Source organism: Nostoc sp. (assembly GCF_036917535.1).
Taxonomy (GTDB): domain Bacteria; phylum Cyanobacteriota; class Cyanobacteriia; order Cyanobacteriales; family Nostocaceae; genus Nostoc.
On record NZ_JBALDA010000091.1, the window covers coordinates 66,128 to 90,856 of the forward strand.

General features: G+C 40.9%; 24 protein-coding genes. 11 read left to right on the plus strand and 13 right to left on the minus strand.

Annotated elements, in window-relative coordinates:
• Positions 1-24 precede the first annotated feature (24 nt).
• Positions 25-765, minus strand: coding sequence for a dienelactone hydrolase family protein (locus tag V7K56_RS30130; RefSeq protein ID WP_334916645.1), 741 nt, complete (start codon positions 763-765; stop codon positions 25-27).
• A 467-nt stretch (positions 766-1,232) separates the two neighbouring features.
• Between V7K56_RS30130 and V7K56_RS30135 the strand changes: the two genes are divergently transcribed.
• Both V7K56_RS30135 and V7K56_RS30140 read left to right on the plus strand, forming a co-directional pair.
• Positions 1,233-2,657: an McrB family protein gene (locus V7K56_RS30135; protein WP_334916647.1), complete on the plus strand. Its 1,425-nt coding sequence runs from the start codon at positions 1,233-1,235 to the stop codon at positions 2,655-2,657.
• On the plus strand, positions 2,648-3,847 hold the full coding sequence (locus V7K56_RS30140) for an McrC family protein (protein WP_334916649.1): 1,200 nt from the start codon (positions 2,648-2,650) through the stop codon (positions 3,845-3,847). The genes V7K56_RS30135 and V7K56_RS30140 overlap by 10 nt, the downstream gene beginning before the upstream one ends.
• A 213-nt stretch (positions 3,848-4,060) precedes the next feature.
• Here V7K56_RS30140 and V7K56_RS30145 read toward each other — a convergent pair whose 3' ends face one another.
• Together V7K56_RS30145 and V7K56_RS30150 are read right to left on the minus strand one after the other, a co-directional pair.
• Positions 4,061-5,326, minus strand: coding sequence for an FGGY-family carbohydrate kinase (locus V7K56_RS30145; RefSeq protein ID WP_334916651.1), 1,266 nt, complete (start codon positions 5,324-5,326; stop codon positions 4,061-4,063).
• Positions 5,327-5,379: 53 nt separating this feature from the next.
• Positions 5,380-6,558, minus strand: coding sequence for a hypothetical protein (locus V7K56_RS30150; RefSeq protein ID WP_334916653.1), 1,179 nt, complete (start codon positions 6,556-6,558; stop codon positions 5,380-5,382).
• A 632-nt stretch (positions 6,559-7,190) separates the two neighbouring features.
• Here V7K56_RS30150 and psaM point away from each other — a divergent pair.
• Positions 7,191-7,322, plus strand: a complete 132-nt coding sequence (gene psaM, locus V7K56_RS30155) for a photosystem I reaction center subunit XII (RefSeq protein WP_334916655.1) — start codon at positions 7,191-7,193, stop codon at positions 7,320-7,322.
• A 352-nt stretch (positions 7,323-7,674) separates the two neighbouring features.
• Positions 7,675-8,085 (plus strand): hypothetical protein, encoded by a 411-nt coding sequence (locus V7K56_RS30160; protein WP_334916657.1) that lies wholly within the window; start codon positions 7,675-7,677, stop codon positions 8,083-8,085.
• A gap of 248 nt (positions 8,086-8,333) precedes the next feature.
• On the opposite strand, the gene V7K56_RS30165 is transcribed toward V7K56_RS30160, so the two are convergent.
• Positions 8,334-9,053 carry a tetratricopeptide repeat protein gene (locus V7K56_RS30165; protein WP_334916659.1) on the minus strand — a complete coding sequence of 240 codons (720 nt, stop codon included), beginning with the start codon at positions 9,051-9,053 and terminating at the stop codon, positions 8,334-8,336.
• A gap of 520 nt (positions 9,054-9,573) precedes the next feature.
• Here V7K56_RS30165 and V7K56_RS30170 point away from each other — a divergent pair.
• A complete protein-coding gene (locus V7K56_RS30170) occupies positions 9,574-10,038 on the plus strand; it encodes a hypothetical protein (RefSeq protein WP_292738383.1) in 465 nt (154 codons plus the stop codon).
• Between the two features lie 6 nt (positions 10,039-10,044).
• Positions 10,045-10,602 (plus strand): glutathione S-transferase family protein, encoded by a 558-nt coding sequence (locus V7K56_RS30175; protein WP_334916661.1) that lies wholly within the window; start codon positions 10,045-10,047, stop codon positions 10,600-10,602.
• A 137-nt stretch (positions 10,603-10,739) separates the two neighbouring features.
• On the opposite strand, the gene V7K56_RS30180 is transcribed toward V7K56_RS30175, so the two are convergent.
• The 4 genes from V7K56_RS30180 to V7K56_RS30195 all read right to left on the minus strand — a co-directional run bounded on the left by V7K56_RS30180 (position 10,740) and on the right by V7K56_RS30195 (position 13,033).
• Positions 10,740-11,231 (minus strand): YajQ family cyclic di-GMP-binding protein, encoded by a 492-nt coding sequence (locus V7K56_RS30180; RefSeq protein ID WP_334916663.1) that lies wholly within the window; start codon positions 11,229-11,231, stop codon positions 10,740-10,742.
• Between the two features lie 113 nt (positions 11,232-11,344).
• The gene (locus V7K56_RS30185; protein ID WP_334916665.1) at positions 11,345-11,743 is read right to left on the minus strand and encodes an MAPEG family protein; all 399 of its coding nucleotides are present in this window, start codon (positions 11,741-11,743) and stop codon (positions 11,345-11,347) included.
• Positions 11,744-11,899: 156 nt separating this feature from the next.
• Positions 11,900-12,403: a DNA recombination-mediator protein A gene (locus tag V7K56_RS30190; RefSeq protein ID WP_334916667.1), complete on the minus strand. Its 504-nt coding sequence runs from the start codon at positions 12,401-12,403 to the stop codon at positions 11,900-11,902.
• Between the two features lie 84 nt (positions 12,404-12,487).
• Entirely contained in the window at positions 12,488-13,033 is a 546-nt protein-coding gene (locus V7K56_RS30195) for a PadR family transcriptional regulator (protein ID WP_334916669.1), read from the minus strand.
• Between the two features lie 94 nt (positions 13,034-13,127).
• Here V7K56_RS30195 and V7K56_RS30200 point away from each other — a divergent pair, with 94 nt between their 5' ends.
• Positions 13,128-13,646 carry a DUF4188 domain-containing protein gene (locus V7K56_RS30200; protein WP_334916671.1) on the plus strand — a complete coding sequence of 173 codons (519 nt, stop codon included), beginning with the start codon at positions 13,128-13,130 and terminating at the stop codon, positions 13,644-13,646.
• Positions 13,647-13,687: 41 nt separating this feature from the next.
• Here the strand turns inward: V7K56_RS30200 and V7K56_RS30205 are convergent, their stop codons facing one another.
• Entirely contained in the window at positions 13,688-14,782 is a 1,095-nt protein-coding gene (locus tag V7K56_RS30205; protein WP_334916673.1) for a phosphotransacetylase family protein, read from the minus strand.
• Positions 14,783-15,324: 542 nt separating this feature from the next.
• Here V7K56_RS30205 and V7K56_RS30210 point away from each other — a divergent pair.
• Genes V7K56_RS30210 through V7K56_RS30220 form a run of 3 tightly spaced genes read left to right on the plus strand, consistent with a single transcriptional unit; the run spans position 15,325 to position 16,312 of the window.
• Positions 15,325-15,930, plus strand: coding sequence for a flavin reductase family protein (locus tag V7K56_RS30210; RefSeq protein WP_334916675.1), 606 nt, complete (start codon positions 15,325-15,327; stop codon positions 15,928-15,930).
• Entirely contained in the window at positions 15,908-16,129 is a 222-nt protein-coding gene (locus V7K56_RS30215; RefSeq protein WP_334916677.1) for a hypothetical protein, read from the plus strand. The genes V7K56_RS30210 and V7K56_RS30215 overlap by 23 nt, the downstream gene beginning before the upstream one ends.
• Positions 16,130-16,186: 57 nt before the next feature.
• Positions 16,187-16,312: a hypothetical protein gene (locus V7K56_RS30220; protein WP_334916679.1), complete on the plus strand. Its 126-nt coding sequence runs from the start codon at positions 16,187-16,189 to the stop codon at positions 16,310-16,312.
• A 6-nt stretch (positions 16,313-16,318) separates the two neighbouring features.
• Here V7K56_RS30220 and V7K56_RS30225 read toward each other — a convergent pair whose 3' ends face one another.
• From V7K56_RS30225 to V7K56_RS30240, 4 genes are all read right to left on the minus strand, one after another.
• Positions 16,319-16,696: a response regulator transcription factor gene (locus tag V7K56_RS30225; RefSeq protein ID WP_334916681.1), complete on the minus strand. Its 378-nt coding sequence runs from the start codon at positions 16,694-16,696 to the stop codon at positions 16,319-16,321.
• A 126-nt stretch (positions 16,697-16,822) separates the two neighbouring features.
• Positions 16,823-20,194: a PAS domain S-box protein gene (locus V7K56_RS30230; protein WP_334916683.1), complete on the minus strand. Its 3,372-nt coding sequence runs from the start codon at positions 20,192-20,194 to the stop codon at positions 16,823-16,825.
• A 13-nt stretch (positions 20,195-20,207) separates the two neighbouring features.
• Complete coding sequence (locus tag V7K56_RS30235; protein WP_334916685.1) at positions 20,208-22,187, minus strand: GAF domain-containing sensor histidine kinase; 1,980 nt, start codon at positions 22,185-22,187, stop codon at positions 20,208-20,210.
• Positions 22,188-22,737: 550 nt separating this feature from the next.
• Positions 22,738-23,238 (minus strand): fatty acid hydroxylase, encoded by a 501-nt coding sequence (locus V7K56_RS30240; RefSeq protein WP_334916687.1) that lies wholly within the window; start codon positions 23,236-23,238, stop codon positions 22,738-22,740.
• A gap of 1,022 nt (positions 23,239-24,260) precedes the next feature.
• Here V7K56_RS30240 and V7K56_RS30245 point away from each other — a divergent pair.
• Positions 24,261-24,407, plus strand: coding sequence for a ribbon-helix-helix protein, CopG family (locus V7K56_RS30245; RefSeq protein ID WP_094348756.1), 147 nt, complete (start codon positions 24,261-24,263; stop codon positions 24,405-24,407).
• Positions 24,408-24,729: the final 322 nt, after the last annotated feature.

Consider the following 24,729-nt stretch of genomic DNA (forward strand, 5'->3'; position numbering starts at 1 on the left):
CGAAGAAAGCAATAATATAAGTTTTCACTCTGCAAATATGTGCCCCAAGAAAGTTATTATTTCAGACCAAGCTGCGGTGGTAGCACTAGAATCATAACGATAACCGTCGTCGCGCATGAATGTATGCTCTGCTTCATACAAGAAAACTTGGTGAGGTATGTTAGCATTCTCAATTGCTTTTATTATGGTTTGGCGATCGCTCTCTGGTATATGAGGGTCAAGAGTACCAAATACCATTAGCATCTCGCCTTTAATTTCACTTACCCTTTGGATTGTATCGGCTACCTCTTTACCCAGTTTACCACTGGGAATACCAGTAGGGTAACAGCAGACACAAGCCCGAATTTCGCTTTGAAATGCAGCGCGGAAAGCTAAATGTCCACCAATACAAAAGCCGAGAGTGCCTATTTGATTTGGAGAAACCGCACTCTCTGTTTTCAGAAATTCAATCACAGCAAGGCAATCGGCATCATAATCAGCTACCGAGGTTCGACGCGCATCGTCATTACCGCGCATCCTTCCGAGATCGTCTGGCTCAATTACTAAACCAACTGGCTCAATTCGGTGAAAAATTTCTGGCGCTGCTACTACATAGCCGTATCCTGCTAAGTAGTTAGCTAAACGAATCATTGGATCGCCTAACTGATAAATATCACTGTAGAAGACAATACCAGGGTATTTTCCTGCCGCTTTAGGAGCCGCAACATAAACACGCATCAAACTGCCATCTACTCTTAATTCAACATTGCGCTTAGTGATTTGCACTTTTTTGTCTCCATATATTGCCGAAGGCATTCATCCGCATCTACACAATACCTGAAGTTTCTCTAGCATTTGGTTACTTTTAACCTACAATTTGGTGTTCTTCTCCCAGTGAAAGTTTGTTGCGATCGCCTTAATACACCCGTTATCTTAGCAACAGTAAGCTATAGCTGCTTTAGCACCAGTTGTAGATTTGGCAGCAGCATCAGGCGATATAGATAGTAGCAAATATCATAATTGACGATGCTGTAAAAGAATTAGTAAAAGCTAGATATACAGTAAGGGACTTCCAACAAATAAATTATCTAATCTTCTAAGGTGGGCATCTTGCCTGCCTTTAATTACTAAGCAACCACATATCATATCTTTACGTGTTTGTACGCTAGCATTTTATTTATTAAACTCAGTACCATGAAATGACTACTGAGATAAAGTGGTAAAAATTTTTATTTTTAATATTTGGATTTTTTATGGATAATAATCAAAATTTAAAAACAATTTTTTCTTGTAATCCCTTTGAAGTAATTAAACAATATAAAAATAAGCACAAGGGTAAGGATAATAATATTTATAATTCTCAAGAATATAAAGATTTTCAAAACATAGTCAAACAACCTTTTATTAACTTTTGTTATTTTCTACATCAACAAGTACCATGTGAATTTGCTGCCAATAATTTTTATAAAATAACATCAGATTTAATTGAGATAGATTTGACCATATTAGTATCTCCTTATAAAATCAGTTTACATAAATATTTAGATATATTTTCATTATTATATATAGAATTAACAGATACAAGTATAATAATAAAATTTATAGATGGTGCAGGGGCATTTTTAGCCAGAAAGATTGGTGAAAAAAATCCTGTAATGATAGCAAAGATAATTGCGGAAAATGTGAAAGCGTTTGATTTTGCATATAATGGTGATAGTTGTTATTTTAATCAAAGAGAAATATTAAATTCTTCCCAAGAAGAACTAATTAATAAATTTAAAAAATGGTTTCAATATTATCTTCCCTTCTTTTTACAAGCAGTATCTAAGAAGCCAATAACTGCTGTTAGTCAACCTATATATAGCTTAGACCAATGTACTGAAGATACTGGAGTTTCCCAACCAGTATTAGAACGCTGGATATGCACAATTAATCGTAAAGTTCAAGCAGTTTTATATGGTTCACCTGGAACAGGAAAAACTTATCTTGCTGAAAAACTTGCTCGACACTTAATCGGTGGTGGTGACGGTTTCTCAGAACTGGTGCAATTTCATCCAGCATACTCTTATGAAGATTTCATTCAAGGCATCCGTCCTCAAAGCCAAAATGGAATATTAGCATATCCACTGGTTCCAGGAAGATTTTTAGAATTTTGTAAAAAAGCTGAGTCTCGTGAAGATACTTGTGTTTTAATTATCGATGAAATAAACCGTGCTAATCTTGCACAGGTTTTTGGTGAATTAATGTACTTGCTTGAGTATTGGGACAAAGAAATTCCACTAGCTGGCAGTAACAACTTTCGTATCCCGGAAAATGTCCGTATTATTGGGACAATGAATACAGCAGATAAGTCTATCGCCAATATAGATCATGCACTACGCCGCCGCTTTGCATTTATTGAACTTCGCCCAAACTATAAAGTGCTGGAACGTTATCACCAAAAAACAGGTGTTCCAGTAGAAGGATTAATTAAAATTTTACAGCAATTAAATCAGGCGATCGCAGACAAAAACTACGAAATTGGTATTTCATTCTTTTTAACAGACAACCTACAGGAAAATATAGAAGATATATGGCGCATGGAAATTGAACCATATTTAGAAGAATACTTTTTTAACCAGCTAGAAAAAGTAGATCAGTTTCGCTGGGATGAAATAAAAAATAAACTATGGATATAAACTCAGCACAACCAAGAATTATTGAACTTACAGAATACGAACAGAAATCATTTAAGTTTGATGAAATACCCAACTCAGCCGGGATAGAGTTATATGAAAAATACAAAACACAACTAGATATAGAATTTCCTACCTATACAACGAGACAACATTGGAAATTCAAAGCTAAAGGATGGGTAGGTTACATTCCTGTTACTCCTGAATTGCATTTAAAAATAAATCCGAAAGTGCCTATCCAAAATCTCTTTGGAATGCTGGAATATGCTTACAATTTGAAAAGTTTTCGCTTTCTCGAAGGGCTGATGGATTGTGAATCTCTAGAGAATTTTTATAATAATCTAGCTCATATCTTAGCCAATAAAGTTTTAGAGCGATGCCGCAAAGGATTATATCGTACCTACTTGCCTAAAACACAGCAGCTTTCTTATGTGCGGGGAAAGCTAGATGTGCGACAGGTAATTCAAAAGCCGTGGAATGTTAAACTTAAATGCGATTATGAAGAACATACGGCTGATATTAAAGAAAATCAAATCTTGGTATGGACACTTTATATCATTGGTCGTAGCAGTTTGTGTTCAGAAAGAGTATCACCAACAATACGAAAAGCTTATCACGCTTTACAAGGATTAGTAACGTTGCAACCTTGTAACGCAGAAGATTGTATCGCCAGACAATATAATCGCCTTAATTCAGACTATCAAATATTACATAATTTATGTCGATTCTTTTTAGAAAATAGTAGTCCCAGTCATGAGAAGGGAAATTACAAAACCTTACCCTTTCTTGTCGATATGGCACATTTATATGAACTTTTTGTTGCAGAATGGCTTCAGAAAAACACGCCAGAAGATTATTTTTTAAAACAACAACATCCAATAGAAATTAGTCAGAATCGACACTTTAGTATAGATATATTACTGTGTGATGCTGCTACTGGCAAAACAATAGCAGTTTTGGATACAAAGTATAAAGCCCCTGAATTGGCAGGATATACAGATATTCATCAAATGATCAGCTACGCCAACACAACAAAATGCAAGGAAGCCTTTTTGATATATCCTAAAGACTTGACACAGCCACTAGATATTAAAAGCGATCAAATTCGAGTCCGCAGTCTCACCTTTTCCCTAGATGATAATCTTGATCGCTCAGGTCAAACCTTCTTAAAAAACCTTTTTATTTTCTCCTAATCCCCTCAAAACTCACACCCATAATTAGTAAAGGGGACAGATGATATTCGCGCTGTGGCGAAGCACCCATCCCCGAATAGCTGCCCAGATCATGAACCTGGAATCTAAAGTCCGGTATCTAATAATCACAGTATCGGCTGAGATATGTTGATTGTCACTGGGATAGATACTGATTTACAAAATACTTACGAAAAGATTGTTACACAATTACTCTTATTCACCCTTACTTCCGCCTTCCATCGCCAACAGCGCCGTTCCGTAAGCTGCTTCTGTATACACTGAAGTTACTACAGGAACCTGCAAATGACGCGTCCTAATCGCAGTCCAAGTATCATTAGCCGCACCACCGCCAGCAGTATAAACATGGCTCAATTTGTCTGATCCTATTTGCTGTAATAATTCATACCCTCGCGCTTCTATGCGGGCAAGGCTTTCTAATAACCCATGCAAAAATTCCACTGGATTATCTGGGCGTGGTGACAATCGTGGGGGTAGATTGGGATCGTTAATCGGAAAGCGATCGCCTACCTTCAACAACGGGTAATAATCTAACTCGCTAGCTTTTGATGCATCAATCTCCCGGCTAAGGCTTTCTAACTCAGCGTTTGTGAAAAATTGCTTTAGTACTGCACCTCCAGTATTAGAAGCACCACCAGTCAGCCACAAATCCCCCAGGCGATGGCTGTAAATCCCATATCTGGCATCTTCTACACGGGTACGACTTAACAACTTTAATACCAATGTTGAACCAAGGGAAGTCACGGCTTCACCAGGTAATTTTGCCCCACTGGCAATAAAAGCGGCAATACTATCAGTTGTACCAGCACACACCAGACAATCACGGCCCAAACCGAATCTGTCCGCAATCTCAGGGCGTAAATCGGCAATGGGAGTACCAGGAGTTAAAACTTTGGGTAACTGAATCGGTATTTGTAAATTTTCTAGCCATTCTGGGTATTTCATCTCTTCTACGTCATAACCCAGCTTTAAAGCATTATGGTAATCGCTAATACCCAACTGTCCATGTAGAAGAAACGCCAGCCAATCTGCTTGATGCAAAAAATATCTAGCTTTGCTAAAAGAGGTTAATTGCTTCATCCACAAAAGTTTGGCCAGGCTGGAGGTGGCAGTTAACACAGTATGATTGGGGGGTGCGATACTCTTCAAATGCTCTAGCACCAATGATCCCCGCGCATCGTTATATAACAATGGTGCATCTGTTGGATTGCCAGCAGCATCGACCAGTAAGACGGTGGAAGAAGTACCATTAATTGCGATCGCTTTAATTTCTCGCCGCAATTGGTCAGGTATTTGTTCCACCAGTGCAAACAAAGCCTCTTGCCAAATTTTTGGCGTAACGGCGGCTGGTGAGTCTTGGAAAGGACATCGCACCTCAGCCTGAATACAAAAAGCTTCCTCGTCAATCGCAACACCGCGTGCGCCAGATGTGCCGAAGTCGAGACCTAAATACAAATCCATTGTTTTATATATTTTAATTTTTTATATCCCGACTTTTTCTGAATTTGTTTACCTTATGTAGCAGAAATATATAAAGAGTAATCAGTGTTACCTGCTTGCGGTTCAATCCGTATGTAGTAAGTACCTGGAGCCAATGGAATTTGAAATGTAATGGTTGATTTAACTAATTGATTTAAATCAGAGATGCTAATCTCTAGACCATTAGGAATCGGTAAGTCTGTAGAGGACGAGTTTGCAATAATAGGTTTGTCGAAGGCATCAGAATTTCTAGAATTTATAACTTGACCTTGACTATCCAGTATTTGCTCAAGTACGTTTCTAGAATAGCTAAAGTCAATGAGAGAAACTGTGCTAGCTTTCTCTAAATCAAGCCGATAGTAGTCACTAGAATCAGATGAACCAACGGAATCAAATACATAAGTAAAATTTGAGCTTACAGATAGTTGGCGAGCAGTGCTTAATGTGTTGCCAGTGTAGTCGATATTACCGGGGCGTCCTTCATACTGTCCATAAGAGTTAAAGTGTTCCAGTAACTGAATCCCATTTAAAGAAGCTAAGTCAGGATTGTTTGCTCTATAGTAACCAGCATCAAAAAAGGGTGAACTCTTACGCCCTTCATTCAGACCAAGAATTTCAAAATGCTCTAACAACTGGCTGTTACTCAAATTACCTAAGTCACCGTTATTAGCTCGATAGTAGTTAAAGTCAAAATATGGTGAGAACTGACGCCCTTCATTTAAACCATAGATTTCAAAATGGTTCAACAGTTGAGAGTTATCTAAGGAAGCAAGGTCAGGGTTTAAATCTCTATACAATCCAAGATTATCATTATGTAATCCAAAATTGAAAATTGGAGAAAAGTAGCGACCTTCAGCAATACCATTGTTTTTCAGATGATTAAAGAGTTGCTCATTGTTCAAGCTAGCAAGATCGCTGTTGTTAATGCTATAGTAGTTGAGGTTAACAAGTGGAGAGAAACTACGTCCCTCAGCCACCCCATTATTTTCTAAATGATCTAACAATTGGCTATTGTTGAGGTTTGCAAGATCAGAATTGCTAGCTCGGTAGAAATTCAAATTAATCAATGGTGAAAAAAGGCGACCTTCATTTAGACCAAATGTCTGGAAGTGGGAAAGAAGTTGGCTATCTGTGGTTAAACCTGCTAATGCTAAGTCTGAATTAGCACTACGATAGAAATTGGCATCAAACACATCTGTAATACTTAGAGACACGTAAAACCTCTTAAGTTTATTTATACACTAATTTACTTGCTATCAATTATGATGCTATGGTGTCAATCTATAATATGGTGGATTCGTAAAGTTGACTGCTCCCTTGACGTCATGCGAGGTATCGCAAAAAGGTAGTTCAAAAATCTAACTAAAAGCCTTGATAAGCATACCTGGCATTTCGGCTTTTCTGTATCACTCCTACCTAATCCTTTGTAAGCTTGACGTTTCTTATAAAAACTTTGGCTGACTTTAGTAGAAAATTGTAAACGCAAGCTACCCTTGTCTACAGCTACTCTGACATCAGGTAAATTTGTGGAAGTGTTGCTATGCACTTGCTTAGAGTACATATAGTGGTATGCCAACCCAAAAATACTCGGTGAGGTCTGGGGAAAGCGGAAAGGTGAAAAAGAAAGGGATTAAAAACTTTTGCCCTTACTCTTTACGCGCCAAGTTCTCTTGACAAACTACTAGTATGTTTTTAGTAAATTACAGCTTTCTTTCTAGTTTCCATGAAAGAACTACTAAAATAAAACTCACGAGCAATTGTGTCAAAAATTCCACGAATCTGGCAAAACAAGGAAAAATAGTAAACGAACTGTTCAAAATCTATTCAGATTAGGAGGTTTTCAGCCATGCCTATCTTAGATACTCTGTACATCGCTCAGGTGTCCTCTCTCTCAGATGCTCAAGTCTACATCGCTCTAGTTGTAGCCTTGATCCCAGGAGTTCTAGCTTGGCGATTAGCCACAGAACTTTACAAATAAGGCTCCGATGTGACACAGTTAAAAAGCTAATAATCCTGGCAATACGGGGTGCAATTTTTAGAAGCTTGTGGTTTCATGCCATAAGTAGCTCGAAACCTTGCACTTACGTAAGCCAGGTTATTTTTTAACTGGTACAACACTTGTAGCTATTTCAAAAAAATGAAGTAAGATGACAGCTAAATCAAGCATTCAGGAGTGCTGAGTGCTAATTCAGTTCCGAGTATCGAGTGCTGAGTGTTGAGTGAGATTTTCAACTCAGCACAGGCTAAACCCCAGCTACCGCTAACAAAATTCATAACTCAGCACTCTTGATAATGCTTCCGTTGACTAAGCGAGGTTATATTTTAGGATCATGAACGCGATTCAACCGTCAAGACCACCGTCACAACCTATACAAAAACGTCGGGTCACTCCTCGACCAAAGCGGCATCTTCGTCAACGTTCTTATCAGATGATGGCACTGGAAAGCACAGCCAAAATAGTAGTTAATCTTGTGATTACAGCCGTTGCAGCATCTGCCTTAACACAACTCTTGCCTTATCATTGGTTACAGCAGGAAAAGTTGCGAGAAATTAGTACTGAAGTCAAGCTGATGGAAGCACATGTCAATGGTTTGCAGGCAGAATTTAGCCGTAACTTCGATCCGCAACAAGCTAAAAGTATTAGGCAACAACAAGGATACCGATTCGATCCTAGCCAGCGTCAGATTGTGTGGATAAATCAAGAACGCCGAGAAGATGAACAAACAGACTCATCACCCTAAGATGAATGGCGAATTTGGGATTATTTAGATTTATTGTAATTCAGGCTACGTATAAACCGGGTGTTAATTTATATTGTTGCTAATAAGTAATGGTTAATAGCTAGTTTTTGAATAGCTATGTAGTTATCATCTATTAGTCATTAGAGATACAGCGTCGCTTCCCTCCAATTAAAAATTCAAAATGAAAAATTCAAAATGAAAAATTTACTTTTTGAATCTTGAATTTGCAAAAAGGACTAATCTACCAATTAGGACGCTGATTCAAATAGTAACTCCTTGAGCCAATTTTCGAGTTGTAAGCACAAGCGACAACCAGTAATATCCTTACTATTGTCGAGAGAGGGCAGTTGAGTAAGGGCGCGACGATAATCAGCGATCGCACGATTCCAGTCACCCCAAAGATGGTAAGTTCTGCCGCGTTCAGCCCAGATATGACCTTCTAGTTGACCGAAAAGCAGTGCTACCTCAAAATTCTCAATTGCCTCCTCATATTGCCCCAAATCACGCCAGGTAATGCCTCTATTAATCCACGCCCTGACATGACGAGGATTCAAATCAATCGCTTGATCGTAGTCGACAAGTGCTGCTGCTAATTCTCCACAAGCTGCGTAGTAATTTGCTCGATTGTTATAAGCACTAGCCAAATAGGGATTAAGTTTGAGGGCGGTGTTATAGTCGTAAAGCGCTTTTTGCCTTTCACCACTTTGAAAATAAATTAGCCCCCGATTGTTGTAATCAACGGCATTGTGAGGATTGCAGCTAATTAGTTGACTTAAAAGTGCGATCGCTTCAGTATAATCTCCTTGTTGAGCCAACTTTAAAGCAAAAGAGCGTAAGTAGCTATCCGCAAAATTAGATTTGCTGCGATCGCTTTTCCTTCTTCCCTCCACTTTATTTGTAGTATTTAGAACATACTTGTATTGTTTACTTTGCTGGTCATCGTCAGCTAAAAATGAGTGAATATTCATCTTTTCCTACATTAAATCCATGCTTTGTGAAATAAAATTCTAGTTTTTTCCCTCTGGTGGTTTTACCATTGGGTCTACTTTTAAAGTATTTCTGGTTACTGGAAAGCCATCTCAAGACTGAATTTAAACTACTCACACCAGTAAAAATCTATGCCTTAAATAAACAATTGCTTTTCAAACCTAATCATGGATACTCGATCCCAAAGGTGAATTCCAGAAATAGCAGATATCAATCTTAAAGACTAGTCAAGTAGTGAGAGCGACAAATTGGTAGAATGCCAACAAGCCGTTATTAGAGAGGGAATGAGGAAGCAGGGGAGCAGGGGAGACAGAGGAGCAGAGGAGCAGGGGACAAGGGTGAATTATTGAACAAGTCTCTCTCCGAAGTTCTGAGCGCCGGAAGCTGGCGCTCAGACTTCTCTCCTTATCTCCCTCCTCTTCCTTGTCTACCTTGTCTCTTTTCAATGCCTTGTTTGGCCCATTCCCTAGATTCAATTTTTAAGTTTTGAGAAATTTCCCGATGACAACTGCAATTTCCTATCCCAATGCCCCTGATTTAGCAACCGATGATTACATTGTTATTGGCTTGGCAACCTGCTTCGTCAAAGAAGATGGAGAAGTTTATCAAATTGAAGTTATCGAGCCGATTCCCTCTGCGGCTTTGGAAGCGCTTTTAAAGGGCATTCCTACCTCTTATAAGTTGGCTCATGCCACAACTTTAGGATCTGTGCTGGATGGCGATTCACAACTGCTGCCAGATGGCTTCCCAGAGTCGGCTCAGTTTGGAGAGGAATTTGTGCCACGGGCATTTGCAGCAGCTCGTACCTACAAGCGTCGTGAATCTGCAAAATCTTTAATTCCCTTGGGTACAAACTACACTGAATTTAAATATTCCATTGAGCGCAAGCGAGTGTTAAACGCCGCTAGAGTTGTAACCAAAGAAGACAACGTTAAACAGCATTCTCACACTCACAAAGTTCTTTAAGTAATTATGCTAAAACTTTACGGCAGCGCTCGTAGCCGAGCTTCAATTGTTCACTGGTATTTAGAAGAATTAGAAATTCCCTACGAATTCGTCAAACTTGATATACAGGCAGGTGAACATCTCAAGCCTGAATATTTGGCAATTAACCCATTTGGTAAAGTTCCAGCAATTGTTGATGGAAATTTTCAGCTTTGGGAATCTGGGGCAATTTTACTGTATCTTGCCGATAAGTACAGTAAAATTCCACTTTCACTAGAGGAACGTGCTGTATTTTCTCAATGGGTGTTGTTTGCTAATGCTACCCTTGGCCCAGGGATTTTTAGAGAGGAGAATAGGGAACGGGAAATGCTCCGCTTGTTGACTCCATTAAATGAAATTTTCAGTAAGCAACTTTTTTTACTTGGCGATCATTTCACTGTTGCTGATGTGGCAGTAGCGGCTATTCTGAATTATATTCCCATGATACTGAAACTAGACCTCGGCCCCTATCCAGCGGTGTTGAACTATATGAAGCAGTTATCTGAGCGTCCGGCATTTCAAAGAAGTATTGGTTCTAGGGCTTGATGACAGTAGAGGCGCACAGTTGTGCATAGAAGTTAGTTTTAGCAAGCATTCTGGGGTTCTCGAAGGGGAACCCTAGAATTTACTCCCCTCTGCCCAAAAATGTAGTTTGGAGAGGCAATACCCACCATGCAAATCTTTTAACGATAATTTGTAAATTGCAAAGCAACTGGGTAGTCTTCTTGTTTTAGCCGCTGCATGACAACTTGCAAGTCATCTTTAGATTTAGCAGAAACCCGCACAGCATCCCCTTGAATTGAGGCTTGTACCTTTTTGAATTCGTCGCGAATCAACTTGGAAATTTGTTTGGCGATTTCCTGACTGATACCTTTTTTGAGTTTGATTTCTTGACGCACGCGATTACCACTTGCTGATTCAACCTTGCCAAAATCAAAGATTTTTTGAGAAAGGTTACGCTTGGCGGCTTTCTCTCGCAGAATGGTGTGTACAGAATCTAAGGTAAACTCGCTATCAGTACTAACGTTAATGTTTTCTTCGACTAACTCGACAGTAGTTTCAGTGTCTTTGAGGTCGTAACGACCTTTGATGTCTCGTACAACTTGATCGACAGCGTTAACTAACTCTTGTCGGTCAAAGTCGCTCACAATGTCAAAGGAAAAAGTAGAAGCCATAAAACATTTTGGATTTTAGATTTTGGACTTCGACTTCGCTCAGTCGAAGGATTTTGGATTGGGTATTGAGTATTGGGAAAACTCTTCCCCAGTCTTCACTTTCCATGCCCCAATTAACTAGTAGCTTGAATGATGCTTAAGAAAAAGAGAGTGGCACAGCCAAGGATGCCAATGGCAAACATCAGGGAGCGCAAAAGGGGTATATTCAAAATATAAAAAATCAAGTATAGGAAACGGGCCACCACAAAGGCGATCGCAGCCACTTGTGCTGTAGAAGAATTTACACCAGTTACATAAGCCATCAATGCGGCTGCCGCAAACACCATAAACGCTTCAAAGGTATTCTGATGTGCCCAAGTAGCTCGTTGGGCATAAGGTGGCAATTTATCAAACAGAGCGCGAGGGGTAGACAACATTTCATAACCAATACGCGCACGGGCATAAGCTACTAGCAAAAATGGCACATAAATTAGAACGGCAGCAGCAGCGATCAAGTACAAAAAAATTATCATTACTTATTAGTTATTGTTTATTAGTCATCAGTCATCGGTCATTAGTCTAATACAAAGGACTAAGCGCAAAGTCTGAGCGGAGGTTTCCTCCGTTGGTGCAGCCCGCCGTAGGCATCGGAACTTTGTAAGAGAAGACGAAAGACAAATGACAAATGACTAATCAAAGTAAAAAAGCGTCACCACTTTTCTTTGTTCTTCTGCATCCTGACAAGTTTGTAACAGGGTACCACTGTCGTGAAACGCAAAGCAGATTAATTGCTGGCAACGGGAGACAATCTCCTTGTTGCACAAGTAACTAGCTTCCGCAAGAGACAGATTATCATTACTGGGATTTTCGACTAGATGCATTACCTGTTCTAGTTGCTGGCGCGATTCTAAAGGCTGGCGTTCCAGGCTTTGGGGTAGAATCACTGTCAACAAATTTGCATCAGCCCGCGTTGCTCCCTTGATAGCAGCTGAATTTGTACCTATAGCACCAGAAGTGATGATTCGATTACCCGATAAAACTAGGGCATAAGTCATCATTTCAATAAGATTCTGATGCGTAATCGGGACGTGACGAGAACCCAGCAAGGCAATTCTTTTAGAACCCGTTTGCTGGATTGTCGCTAGTTCTTGCGCTAATGTATCTAGGTTAATAAGGTCTGTTGATTGGCTCAAAGATGGAGAAAATCAGATTAAACGACCCAGATATTTTAGCAAACAGCGTGTAGATGCGAGAAAAACTTGAGTTAAACATTGCTACTAATTTTCAATTGTTTGGTTCAGTAACTCCATTACTTGGTAACACCAAGCTAGCCAATGCGTTTCATAACTAATGCCATTTAGAAGAGTTAAATACTGAAATTTGCCTGTTTCTGGCAGTTCTTGCGGATTCTGAAAGTAACGCTGTTCTAAGTCCTTATACGTAGACAATTTTTTTAGATGGGCTTTTTGATGATTTTCTAGTTCTGCCAAGATAATTTGCTTAGGAACAATATGACCAGCAAAAATTTTAACTAGCAAATCATCTTTAATCGGTGTGGGTTCACAAGATTGAGCAATCCACTCTTTGAGGTGCTGTTCTCCCAAGTCTGTAACACTGTAAAGCCTTTTATCTGGCCGTCCTGCTTGAAGAATCGACTCGGAACTAATCCATCCTCGATCTTCTAGCTTCGCCAACTCCCGATAAATCTGCTGGTGACTTGCTGACCAGAAAAAGCCTACAGAGCCATCGAATCTTTTTGCTAAATCATATCCACTACAGGGTGCTTCAACCAAAGCCGCTAATATTGCGTGCGCTAATGCCATAATTTTGAATTCACTACTTGACTTATGCAATTAATTGCATAAAATGAATAATATGCAATTAGTTGCATATTAACTTAAGAACAAGGAGTGGTATATGCCTCAAGTCATACCGGGACGATTCACAGCCCAAATTGATCAACCCTTTGTTGTGTTTCTGATTGGGATGCGAATTAATAAATTATTCGCTTTTTCCAAATGGATTCCGACTGCAACAGCAATGTCGCCCATGTTACGAAGCCTTTACCAGAATCCCGAAAAAGGGTTTTTAGGTGGAGAAACTTTTGTTTACTGGCGAGGGGTAGGACTGATTCAGTATTGGCGATCGTTCGAGGATTTAGAGCGTTTTGCTAGAAATCCAGCCGATGCACATTTAAAAGCTTGGCAAAGGTTTAATCAAGCCATTGGTGCTGATGACAGTGTTGGTATTTGGCACGAAACTTATTTAATAGAACCGGAAAGATATGAGGCAATTTATGGGAATATGCCTGTCTTTGGATTAGCTGCTGCAACTAAGCACGTACCAGCTATGGGGCGGAAGGAAACAGCACGCCGTCGCCTGGGAGGTGACGACGAGCCAACTGTATCCTCACCAGCTATACAGCCTCCTAACTGATCACTGAGCATTGATGCTCCTAATAGTTTGAGTTGATAAATCTAAGACAATGCCGCTGTGGGAGTTAAATCTAGTTTGGATAATAAGCGGTCAATGTCAAAATGCTGGGACATCAACTGGCAAATATACAGAACCTTAATCGGCTCGTGGACACGGACTTGACCAAAAGTGCGGTCAACAATTTCTACAGTGGTGAGGGTATCTAAGTCAACAGATAAAATGGGGATTTCTAGTTCTTCAGCGCGACTGAGAATGAACGGTGGGGGTGGTAGTTGCCCAGTGAGAATTAAACATTGGGTAGAAGTTTCCAAAGCCGCTTGCTGAATTTCCACCCGATCGCCTCCTGTCACCACTGCCATATTCCGGCGTTTGCGGAAATATTTTACAGCTGAATTGACATTCATCGCTCCAATTGCCAGACTTTCTACTAACAAATCCATGCGATCGTTGCGGCAGAGAACATCAGCCTTTAACTGCTTGACTAATTCGCCAACACTGACGCTGCGGAGCAAATCGCTATTCGGCAGCATTGCTAGCACTGGAATCCCCCGCTGTTCCAAAAATGGGCGCAAAAGAGTATCAACTGCTTCTAGTTGAGTGACAGGAATATCATTGATTACAACTCCAATCAAGCGATCGCCCAGACGCTGTTTTGCAGCCAATAGCGCCTCAACCGAAAGCAACGATTTATAACGGGCTACTAACAGCACGCCAGCATCCAATACTTCAGCCATTTGCAGCAAAGACAAGTCAAACAAATTGCCTTCGGACAAATTACCAGGCCCCTCCAATAACACCAAATCTCCTTGAGACTTATGTAAATATTGCTGTATTAGGGACTGCTGATAATCGGTTTTGTCTTCCCCCCGCAAGCGCTTTTGCACATTTGGTTCATCCAAAGCCAGCATTGTAGGTGCAACGCGGTTTTCCGGCAAATTGAGGCTAAGAGCAATGAACTGGACATCTTCCTCAATTACGGTTCCACTAGACGAATTGAAAGACGTACCGAGTGGTTTACCGTAGCTAATATCCAGACCTTTTTGCTGTAGCTGATGAGACAAACCCAGAACAGTTGCAGATTTACCGCTGTAATTCTCGGTCGATCCAATCAGCAAATATTTAGGGGATTTTGGCACACATGCACTCCTAATTTCAAAAGTCAGAAGAACCCAGCTAGGTGTTTCCTAATTCTAGTTCCTTCTGGCAAAAGCCTCTCGCTCTCACAAATTAAGGTTTCCCAGAATTACCTTCTAATTAAACAAGCAGGGGCAAGGGAGAGGTTTTCTTTGCTTGTGTAGGCTTTGCTAACCCTGTACACCTACTTTTCAAGCCTTGTCAGCCCCTTCTCTGCGAGATGCTACGCGAACGGGGAAGTCAAAAGTCAAAAGTCATTACCACTAACAAATACCATTGCTATAGTGCTTCTAGGTTGAGTTCAATACAGACCTAACAAAAATCGGTTGGGAAGTAAATCTTAAAGCTTCTCTCCTAAAAGCACAGAGGTGAGAGTGTATTGCAGACAAACGAGCACAGACGCTTCTTCGGCTTGTTATCAGACATCGCTATAGCTATAAAAAGCAAGATGCAGCAATGAAAATTACGCACAATTAAGGAGGAAAGCTTCTCTTCAGCAAGATCGAGTTTTGAAAAACTGTAGTGTTTAGTAAGGAAAACCTTAATGATTATCGACCCCTCCCAGAACGACCCACGAAATACCTACCAATTACTTGTCGGTTCAGTAGTTCCCCGACCGATTGCTTGGGTGTCAACGATCGCCAGCGATGGTACGCATAATGTTGCGCCTTTCAGTTTTTTTATGGGCGTGACAGCTAATCCACCGACTTTAGCCATCTCCGCAGGTCTAAAACGTGGTGTTAAAAAAGATACTTTACTGAATGTAGAGCAGTCGGGTGAACTAGTGGTCAACATAGTTGTTGAAGAATTGGGGGAACAGATGAACGCCACCAGTAGGGACTTTCCGCCAGATGTGGACGAATTTCAAGTGGCGGGACTAACTCCTGTTTCCTCAAAACGAGTGCGTCCGCCACGAGTTGCTGAATCACCCATTAATATTGAGTGTGTGCTGAAGCAAATAATTTATGTAGGGGATGAAGGTAGCCAATCGGGATTAATTATTGCTGAGGCAGTGCTGTGGCATGTTCGGGACGATTTACTTACACCGGAAAACACAATTGATGTCGCAAAGTTGCACGCGATCGGTCGTCTGTCGGGTAACTGGTATACCCGTACCCAGGATTTGTATGAGATTATTCGCCCAACTTAAACAATATTGGCATTGGCAAGATGAGTTCTTTGGAGATAGATTTTTTACAATTTCAGGCTCGAATCCAAAGGCACGGAAGTTTTGGGAACGCATGGGCTTCTCATTCGAGGCTGAAGTCATCCAGGTTTTACCATTTGGGGAAAATCGGGTCTCACGTTTGCACAAGTTGTTATCTCAACCAGCAGCAACCTCGGTGTAAAAAGCTTTTCCAAGTTTCAGCCAGCCCACAACTCAGAGCATTTTAAGTCTAAGAAAATTGTTATGGACTTTTGTAATTGCCTACATAAATCTGTCTCCCACCAATGCGGATGAATTAGCACTACCAAGTGCTGCGATCGCCTCCAGCAGACTGGAAGCGATTGCAGATGAAAAGCCTTCATAACTTTCCTCAAAAACCCAACACCTGCATTGATTTTTCAAGTACTTCTTTGGGACGGAATGGTTTAGTTAGATATAAGTCTGCACCAACTTCAATTCCTTTTTGTTTATCAAATTCCTGTCCCTTAGCTGTCAAAATTATGATATAAATGTCAGCCATTTGTAAGTCGTTTTTTACAATATGGCAAACTTGCAGACCATTCATTTTCGGCATCATCACATCAAGAAAAACCAGGTTTGGTTTTTCAGTTTTGATAGTTTCGAGAGCTTCTTCTCCATTTCTAGCAGTTAGAAGTTCAACACCCTCATCTTCTAATGCTTCTAAGGCTTGTTCCATCAAAATCAAAATATTAGGTTCATCGTCAACAATTAGAATTTTCTGGGTCATAGGGATTGGGTATTGGGCATAGGGTATTGGGCATTGGGCATTGAGCATTGGGCATTGGAAATTAAAGATTGAGGATTAGAATAATTCCTTCCCAGTCCCCAGTCTCCAATCCCTATTCCCTAGTAATCACTGTTCAGACAGCATAATAAAAAATACATTTTCCAACTCCTTCTCAAAGCGTAGGGTTTTCACTAAATCGGCTTCTTGAGAGAAGATAGAATCGATGATGATCATGTCAGGTTTGGCTGACAGGGCTTTATAAATGCATTCTTGCGGATTGGAGGCTTCAATCACACTGTATCCCTGAGTTTGCAGTACATCTGATAGGGTTTTTAAGGCTGATGCATTTTTATCTACAACCAATACCTTTTTACTAGAAGTGCCTTGGTAAAGCAGTGAGCCAATTTCGTTGAGGAGTTTTTCTGTGTCAATAGGCTTAGTGAGATAGCGATCAATACCAATATGATAGCCCCGTTCTTTGTTTTCAATAATTGACAGAATAATAATCGGAATGTCTGCGGTTTGAGGATTGTTTTTCAGAACGGCTGCCACATCGAAGCCGTTGATTTGGGGCATCATCACGTCCAAGAGGATCAGATCGGGGCGGGATATTTTAATTTGATCAATTGCATCCATGCCGTCCTTTCCTTCGCAAACATTGTAGCCTTCGTTTTCCAGTTGTTGGCGGAGCAATTCCCGAATGTTAGCGTCATCATCTACAACCAAAATGGTTTTACGGTTTTGGTTGAGCACAGCGTTTTTAGTGATGACGTGTTCTTTGAGTTGTTTGACTAGCGTATCCAAATTCAGATTAGCAGTGTTTTTTTGATCGCTAGCGTCGGTGGGAATGATAAACGAGAATATGCTGCCGTTACCTGGTTCACTCTCAACCCAGATTCTACCACCGTGATGATCGACAATTTGTTTACAGATGGGCAGTCCTAATCCTGTGCCTTTGGGTTTGTCGGTGAGAGTGTCGCCAACTTGGCGGAATTTCTCGAATACTTTTGGCTGGTCTTCAGGTGCAATACCAACGCCTGTGTCGATGACGCTGAAACAAACACCGTTGTTTTCTTGTTTGACGCGGCAGGTGACACAACCAGATTCGGTAAACTTAACGGCATTGGAAATCAGGTTGATTAAAACTTGCAGCAAACGATTGCGATCGCCTACTATCTGAGGCAGTCCAGATTCAATCTCGCTGACCAATTGCAAACCATTGGTTTCAAATAACCCAGCAGTAGAATTGGTTGCCCAATCCAGTAATTCGCTGGGATCAATCGGCTGCATCTGCCATTCCACCTTACCTGCTTCCATCTTGGCGATGTCTAGGACATCGTTAATCAAAGACGTCAGCCGTTCTGCTTCCGACACAATAATATTGAGATTGTCAGCCACTCGCTTAATCGTTTTCTGAAGCTTGCGGTCTTCGGTAGAAATCATTGGGAACACATCGGTTTCCAACTTTTCTTGAATGATCGATGCAAAACCGAGGACAGAAGTCAGTGGCGTCCGCAGCTCATGAGAAACTGTTGAGATGAAGTCGGTCTTCATCTGGTCGATTTCCTTTTCTGCCGTCACATCGCGAATTAGCAGCGCCGAACCGAAGCAAGTAGCGGGTTCTGAGTTTGCTGTTTTTTTGAAAATGGCGGTTGCCACTGCCTGACCAATGCGTTCTTTGGTTAGTGCAACTTCGGCAGAGTAAACCTCTTGGGGATGGGACTGAGTTCGTGTAATCAGGTCTGCTAAACCAGATATCGGCAATTCTCGGTAATGACCCTTGAGGGCGGTAGCTGTCAATCCATACATGGCTAAAAAGGCAGGATTGAAGTGGGTGATTTGTCCTGCGGTGTCTACCACTAACAAACCATCTGCTAAGTTATCTAAAATGGCATTTAATCCCTGCGCTTCTGCTAGGGTATTTTGCACAGCCGCTGTTCGCTCTACAACTCTAGCTTCCAGTTCTTGATTCAGTTGCCTGAGAGCGATTTCTGCTTGTTTGCGGGCAGTGATGTCGGTATTGATTTCCAAGACCGCGCAGGGCTGACCAGAGATGTCCCGTTGCAACGTCCATCGGCTCTGGACGGTAATCAGTCTGCCATAATGGGTGAGGTGTTGCACTTCTCCTTCCCAATTGCCTTGCTCTAATAACTCTGCTATGATCGCTTGTTTTGGTTTTGGAAAGGTTTTTTTGATAAATGCGTGAATGTATTGGTCTTTCACTTCCTCACGCGTCCAACCGTAGAGCCTTTCGGCACCTTGATTCCAGTACAAGATTTTCTCGCTCATGTCGCGGACGATGATGGCATCGCTGGAATGATTCAACATATCCAATAAACGTTGATTTTCAGCTTCTGCCTGTTTGCGATCGTGAATATCAGTACAAGTGCCAATCCATTCCCGAATGCTGCCGTCTTCTTCTAGGACAGGGGCACCACAGACAGAGAAGTAACGGTATGTACCATCCTTGCCACGCAGCCGATATTCAGTTTGGTAGATCCCCCGGTTTGCCACAGCAGCATTCCAAACTTCTGTGGATCTAGCACGGTCATCGGGGTGAATTGGATCGATCCAGCCCCAACCTTCAACTTCAGCTTCGCTCTGCCCCGTATAGGCTATCCAGGTGAGCATTTCACTGCTTATTCCTAGTCCTTCCGGGGTAGCTCCCCAGACGATCTGTGAAGTAGCAGTTACTAACGAGCGATATCGTTCTTTCAGACGCTGATTTTCGGCTTCTGCCAGCTTGCGATCGTGAATATCGGTGCAGGTGCCAATCCATTCCCGAACGCTACCATCATCTTCGATGACGGGGGCACCCCAGACCCAAAAGTAGCGATAGTTGCCATCTTTGCCGCGAATTCGGTATTCAATTTGATACATGCTCAGGTTTGCTACGGCAACACCCCAGGCTTCTCCAGTGTAGCCACGATCGTCGGGATGTACAGCATCAATCCAGCCTCCATTTTCAGCTTCAGCTAGACTTTGACCTGTGTAGGCGATCCAGTCTGTCAATTCAAAGCAAATTCCTTCTGGTGTGCTGACCCAGATAATTTGTGTGTTAGTTTTGACCAGAGAACGGTATCGTGCTTCGCTCTGTTTCAAGATTTTTTCGGAATGTTGACGTTCCTGCTGGACACGCTTGAGGTCGCTAATATCTTCCACACTTGACCAGATCAGCCGCTCCCCATCCCTCTCAATCATCAGTCCAGATAACCTGACTGGAACCAGGTGCCCGTCTTTGTGGATATACTCCTTCTCATAAGGCCCATAGCGACCAGTTCGTTCCAAGTCTTCTAGGCTAGATTGCTCCGTGGCAGCATATTTTTCTGGGGTAATCTGCCAGTAAGTGAGATTCAAGGTTTCTGGAACAGTGCGCCCTAAAATAGCAGCGTAGGCGGGGTTGATATCAATCAGTGTCCCATCTGTTCGGCACAGTGCCAGCCCAGCTGGGCATTGTTCAAATAGCTGACGGTTGTATTCATCAAGTTGCTTAAACATGGTTAAGGTTTCTTTAGTGGCGTATTTGGGTAGGGTTAAAACAACAGAACCAAGACAACAAAGTGGCGTAAAGCTTTAAGGAAATTGGGTAGCGTTGAAACATCTGGTAAATTTGATCGGGTGATGCACCTTCCACATCTGGACTGTGCTGTGAAAGTCGCTCAATCAGTTGAGTATGGCAAATCAGCAGATCCGTCGGTTTAAGCATTGGAACTGTTGATGAAATGAAGCCGTCGGTATCGGGAGTAGGAGATGATTCTGTTGTGGGAGTTGACAAGGCAGAGATGCTATTTTGTTCTTCAGCAGCGTTTGTCAATGCACAATTTACTGGAATCTGAATCCAGAATTCTGTCCCTTCACTCGGTTGAGAACGACACTTAAGTATTCCCCCATGTTTGTCTACAATAATTTGGTAGCTGATTGCCATACCTAACCCGGTTCCCTTACCAATATCTTTCGTGGTGAAAAAGGGATCGTAAATGCGGCGAATTACCTCTTCCTTCATACCTGGGCCGTTGTCGGCAATGCGAATCACAACCCATTGTTGGTCAATGGCTATGGTACGAATAGTGATTTGCGGATTGGGGGTTGAGGATTGGGGATTATTTTTGACTCCCCAATTTTCCATACTTTCTTCCAAAGCATCAATGGCATTTGCCAGGATGTTCATAAACACCTGATTCAACTGTCCGGGATAGCATTCAATCAGGGGAAGTTTTGCATAGTCTTTAACGATTTCAATTGCCGGACGATGAACATCTGCTTTCAGGCGATGACGAAGAATCATTAATGTTCCATCAATGCCATCGTGGATGTTCACGGCTTTCATTTCAGCTTCATCATGGCGGGAGAAGTTTTTCAGGGATTGGACAATTTCGACGATGCGACCTGTGCCCAGTTTCATCGAATCTAGCAGTTTGGGGAAATCCTGCATGATAAATTCCAGGTCTATATTGTCTAACTCTGATTCCAGTTCTGGAGGAGCAACTGGTAGGAATTTCTGATACTTTTCTAACAGGTGTAACAAGTCTTGAGTATATTCAGCAACATACCTTAAATTGCCGCAAATAAAGTTAACCGGGTTGTTGATTTCGTGGGCAACTCCGGCAATGAGTTGCCCGAGACTAGACATTTTTTCACTTTGGATTAACTGAGTTTGGGCTAATTGCAACTCATGGAGAGCTTGCTGAAGCCTCTGTGTCTGGGCTTTTGCTTGGACGGCTGCTTGAGTGCTTTGCTCGTAAAGCACAGCTTTGTCAATGGCGATCGCTGTTTGAGAGGCAAAGATACTCACCAGTTTCAGGTGTTCAGCCTTGTATGAGTCAGTTTTGGTCGTTCCAATAGCGATCGCTCCCAGTACCCGCTCCTTGGCTCGCAACGGCACACAAATCATTGCAGCAACGTTTTTTTGCCCTTCTAATCGCGGATCGGCTTGCACATCATTAACAAGTTCTGCTCGGTTGGATTGTACAATGTTGCCGATAATTCCCTTACCTGGTTCCGGCTGACTGCGCTCAAAAAACACTCCAAATTCGGCAATGATTTCAAATGCAGTTGCATCTGGACTCAAAAGCAGAATCATCCCCGCAGATGATTCGATTAATTGACTCAATTCTTGAAGCACAAGTTGGGCAATCTGTCGCGTATCTAAACTTGTTGTCAGTTGAGTCGAGATATCGTCAAACAAATCGATTTCCTGATATCGCTCCAGCAATTCTTTGGCGAGTACTTTCTTCTCAGCTTCCTGCTTTGCCAGAAATGAGAGCAAATTTGCAAGTATAGTTGCTTGTTCTTCTCCAACAACCCAACCGATGATTTCTCCTGAAACCTCGATCGGATAACGGTTTTCTACAGTTTGCTCCCCAATGCTAATCAGTTTCGTGCCGTCTACCAGTTCAACATCAATCACGATGTTGAACTGGTATACTAAGTTATGAATAAGAGATAGCAACTCTTTTTTGTTGAGCATCTTTCTGAGGCTAGCTGCGGACATGAAACACCTCATTTAGAGCAGGTTGCAAATTTCTCACAATCAGTGTTGGTTTGTTGGCGTAGTGTCTCAAAGAGAAACCTACACTGTATTGCAACCTCCTGCCACCTTCACGCCTTTGCATAAGCAAGCTAGGCCTAGCATCTCTTGAAAAGAGAGGAATTGTCATAAAAATCTAGGGATATAATAGTTTACTAATTAAGACTAGTTTTCCCAAAAACCTTAACGATATAACAGCGAAGTATAACGGTAGCAAATACATTGAAACTCTTTACCAGAGGCATTCTTCCGTTCTTATAACTTGCTTACTGTTTGATAAGTTCTAGAATAACTATAAGTAAAAAATTTTTAATTAGATGAAAGCATAGATTTAAATCTATGGTAAATTAATGTCTCTTGTGGCTACTCCTCATATAATTGGGAATTAGCTTTTGAGTATATAGGTGAACGCATTTCTAAGAGTAGAATAATCGCCTTGAATGTACCAAAAGAAGCTGCGATCGCAGCTTCTTTTGGTAATTTTAAAAAGTATTCAGGTAAGCGCTAGTTTTAGTTAGATCCGAGAGTCGCGAAAACGAAGTCTAAGTAATCGCAGCCAGCGCAACCACATTTGTGCAGGTTGTTCAAAGAAGGTGAAAATATCGCCAAAACCTAAATTAGTTTTGTGATGATGTAACCAGTGTCTCTCAGGAGTAGTAATAAATAGAATTTGACATAAGATATTTACAGGTTTTGGAGTTTGCCAACCCAATACACTTATATGTCTCCACCATACATGAAACTGACCAAGCAGTAATCCAGAGATAACGCCAATGGGAGAGAAAGACCACAAGACTACTGCTATAAATATATAAGGTAAAGCTCCCAAGATACCATCTAAAAGAACCTGGGGATTAAAAGTCAAAATAGCATAGTGGCGGAAGTCCTTTTTCCAGGAGTGGTGCGTTTTTAAATGAAGGCTACCAAAAACGTGCTCGGGTACATGGTAAAAGAATGTAGATAGAAAATCGCCAAAAAACAGTAATAACCAAGCAACAGCGATAGCCTCAAGCATTTGTACTCCTCAAGAATAGTTAAGAAAACACCACAGAAAATATGCAAATGTCAGTGGGCGTAGACACCTAGTTTTCCGCTATTCAAGCAGCATCTGTGCGTCTCATGTGTCTACGCTCTAGTTAATTTGGCTCAGAGTATATGTAATTGGGTTAGTTGCAGTTTTTATGAATCTCCGATCCTTAATGCAGCAAACAGCAACTCGTAAGAACCTCCAATTTGACTTTTATCTCTGGATTAATGGTAGCAATACATCTTAAATCCGATTGGTATACAGTATTTTAAGATAGTTAATACACAATCTTCTTACTAAGACATACAGCGTAAGCAAAGGTTGAGTTAAAGTTAGTACAAATTTAGGTTAAGGCTTTCTGCAATATTGTTAATTATAAATTTATTACAATTAAGCTTGAATTATGGATCTGATTAAAATGATATAAATAGATATTCTGCTAATACTTATTGAGTTATTGAGGTGAACAAAGCAGGTTTATAGTTTAATTGAAAGGCTGTAAAATTTGGCTCATCTAGAATTAACTAGATGCCATAAATATTTTCGGTCAATTATTAAGTAATAATATAGCTCTCAACCTGCACCTTCAATGATGAATAAACATTGAAAAGACAGGGATACTTTTATAATTTATCTTTATTTGCCAAGTACATTTGAATTCGCTTACTCTAGACCATTCGCTCGCTTTTGTTGTAAACACTGGCGACTTTATGTGTCACCCTTGTCCTGTAGTTATTGCTGCGTGTACTTGCTATGTGCAACGAATGGGTAGGTATGAGACTACACTCTAAGCTAAAAGGGATAAAAAATTAAATGATGAGTACCAAATATTGATTCTTTTTTTATCATTTATACACAAGTTAGTAAATCAGTAAAGCATACCTGCAATATTTATTTACAACGTGTCCTATTTAAAGGGTATCTCAGTATATCCAAAATTTAGGTTACTTTCCAGCTGGAAGGTAAAATTAGGATTTAAAGTTATGATTACACAATTTATCTATTTCAGTATGAACAAAAAATGGGCGGTCAAGCGAATCACTATAAACCTGGCATCAAATGAAGCCAAAAACCTTGAAAAATATTGTGAACAGACAGGCAGACCAGCAACAGATGTCATTAGAGAACTCATTCGAGCCTTGCCATTGACGAAATAAAAGAAAATTTTAGAAATAAATACACTTTTGAATAAATGAGTATACGTTCTGGTTTATATTCTGCTACCATCTCAAAAGTATTAAATCGAGAAGGAGGAGTTGATAAACACACTATTGAGAAGCTTTTTTCAGTTTTTAACTTAAAAATATTGGACTTACGCACTGTACAAACTAACTATCTTGGGTATTAACGAAAACACGTTGTTTTAGCCTTTTACAAACTATTTTTTGTTAGTTGCGTAGGCGTAGTCTGGCGCAGGCATCGCAAAAAGGGAGTTGAAAAATCTAGCTAAAAGCCTTGAAAGACATAGTTGCTATTTTG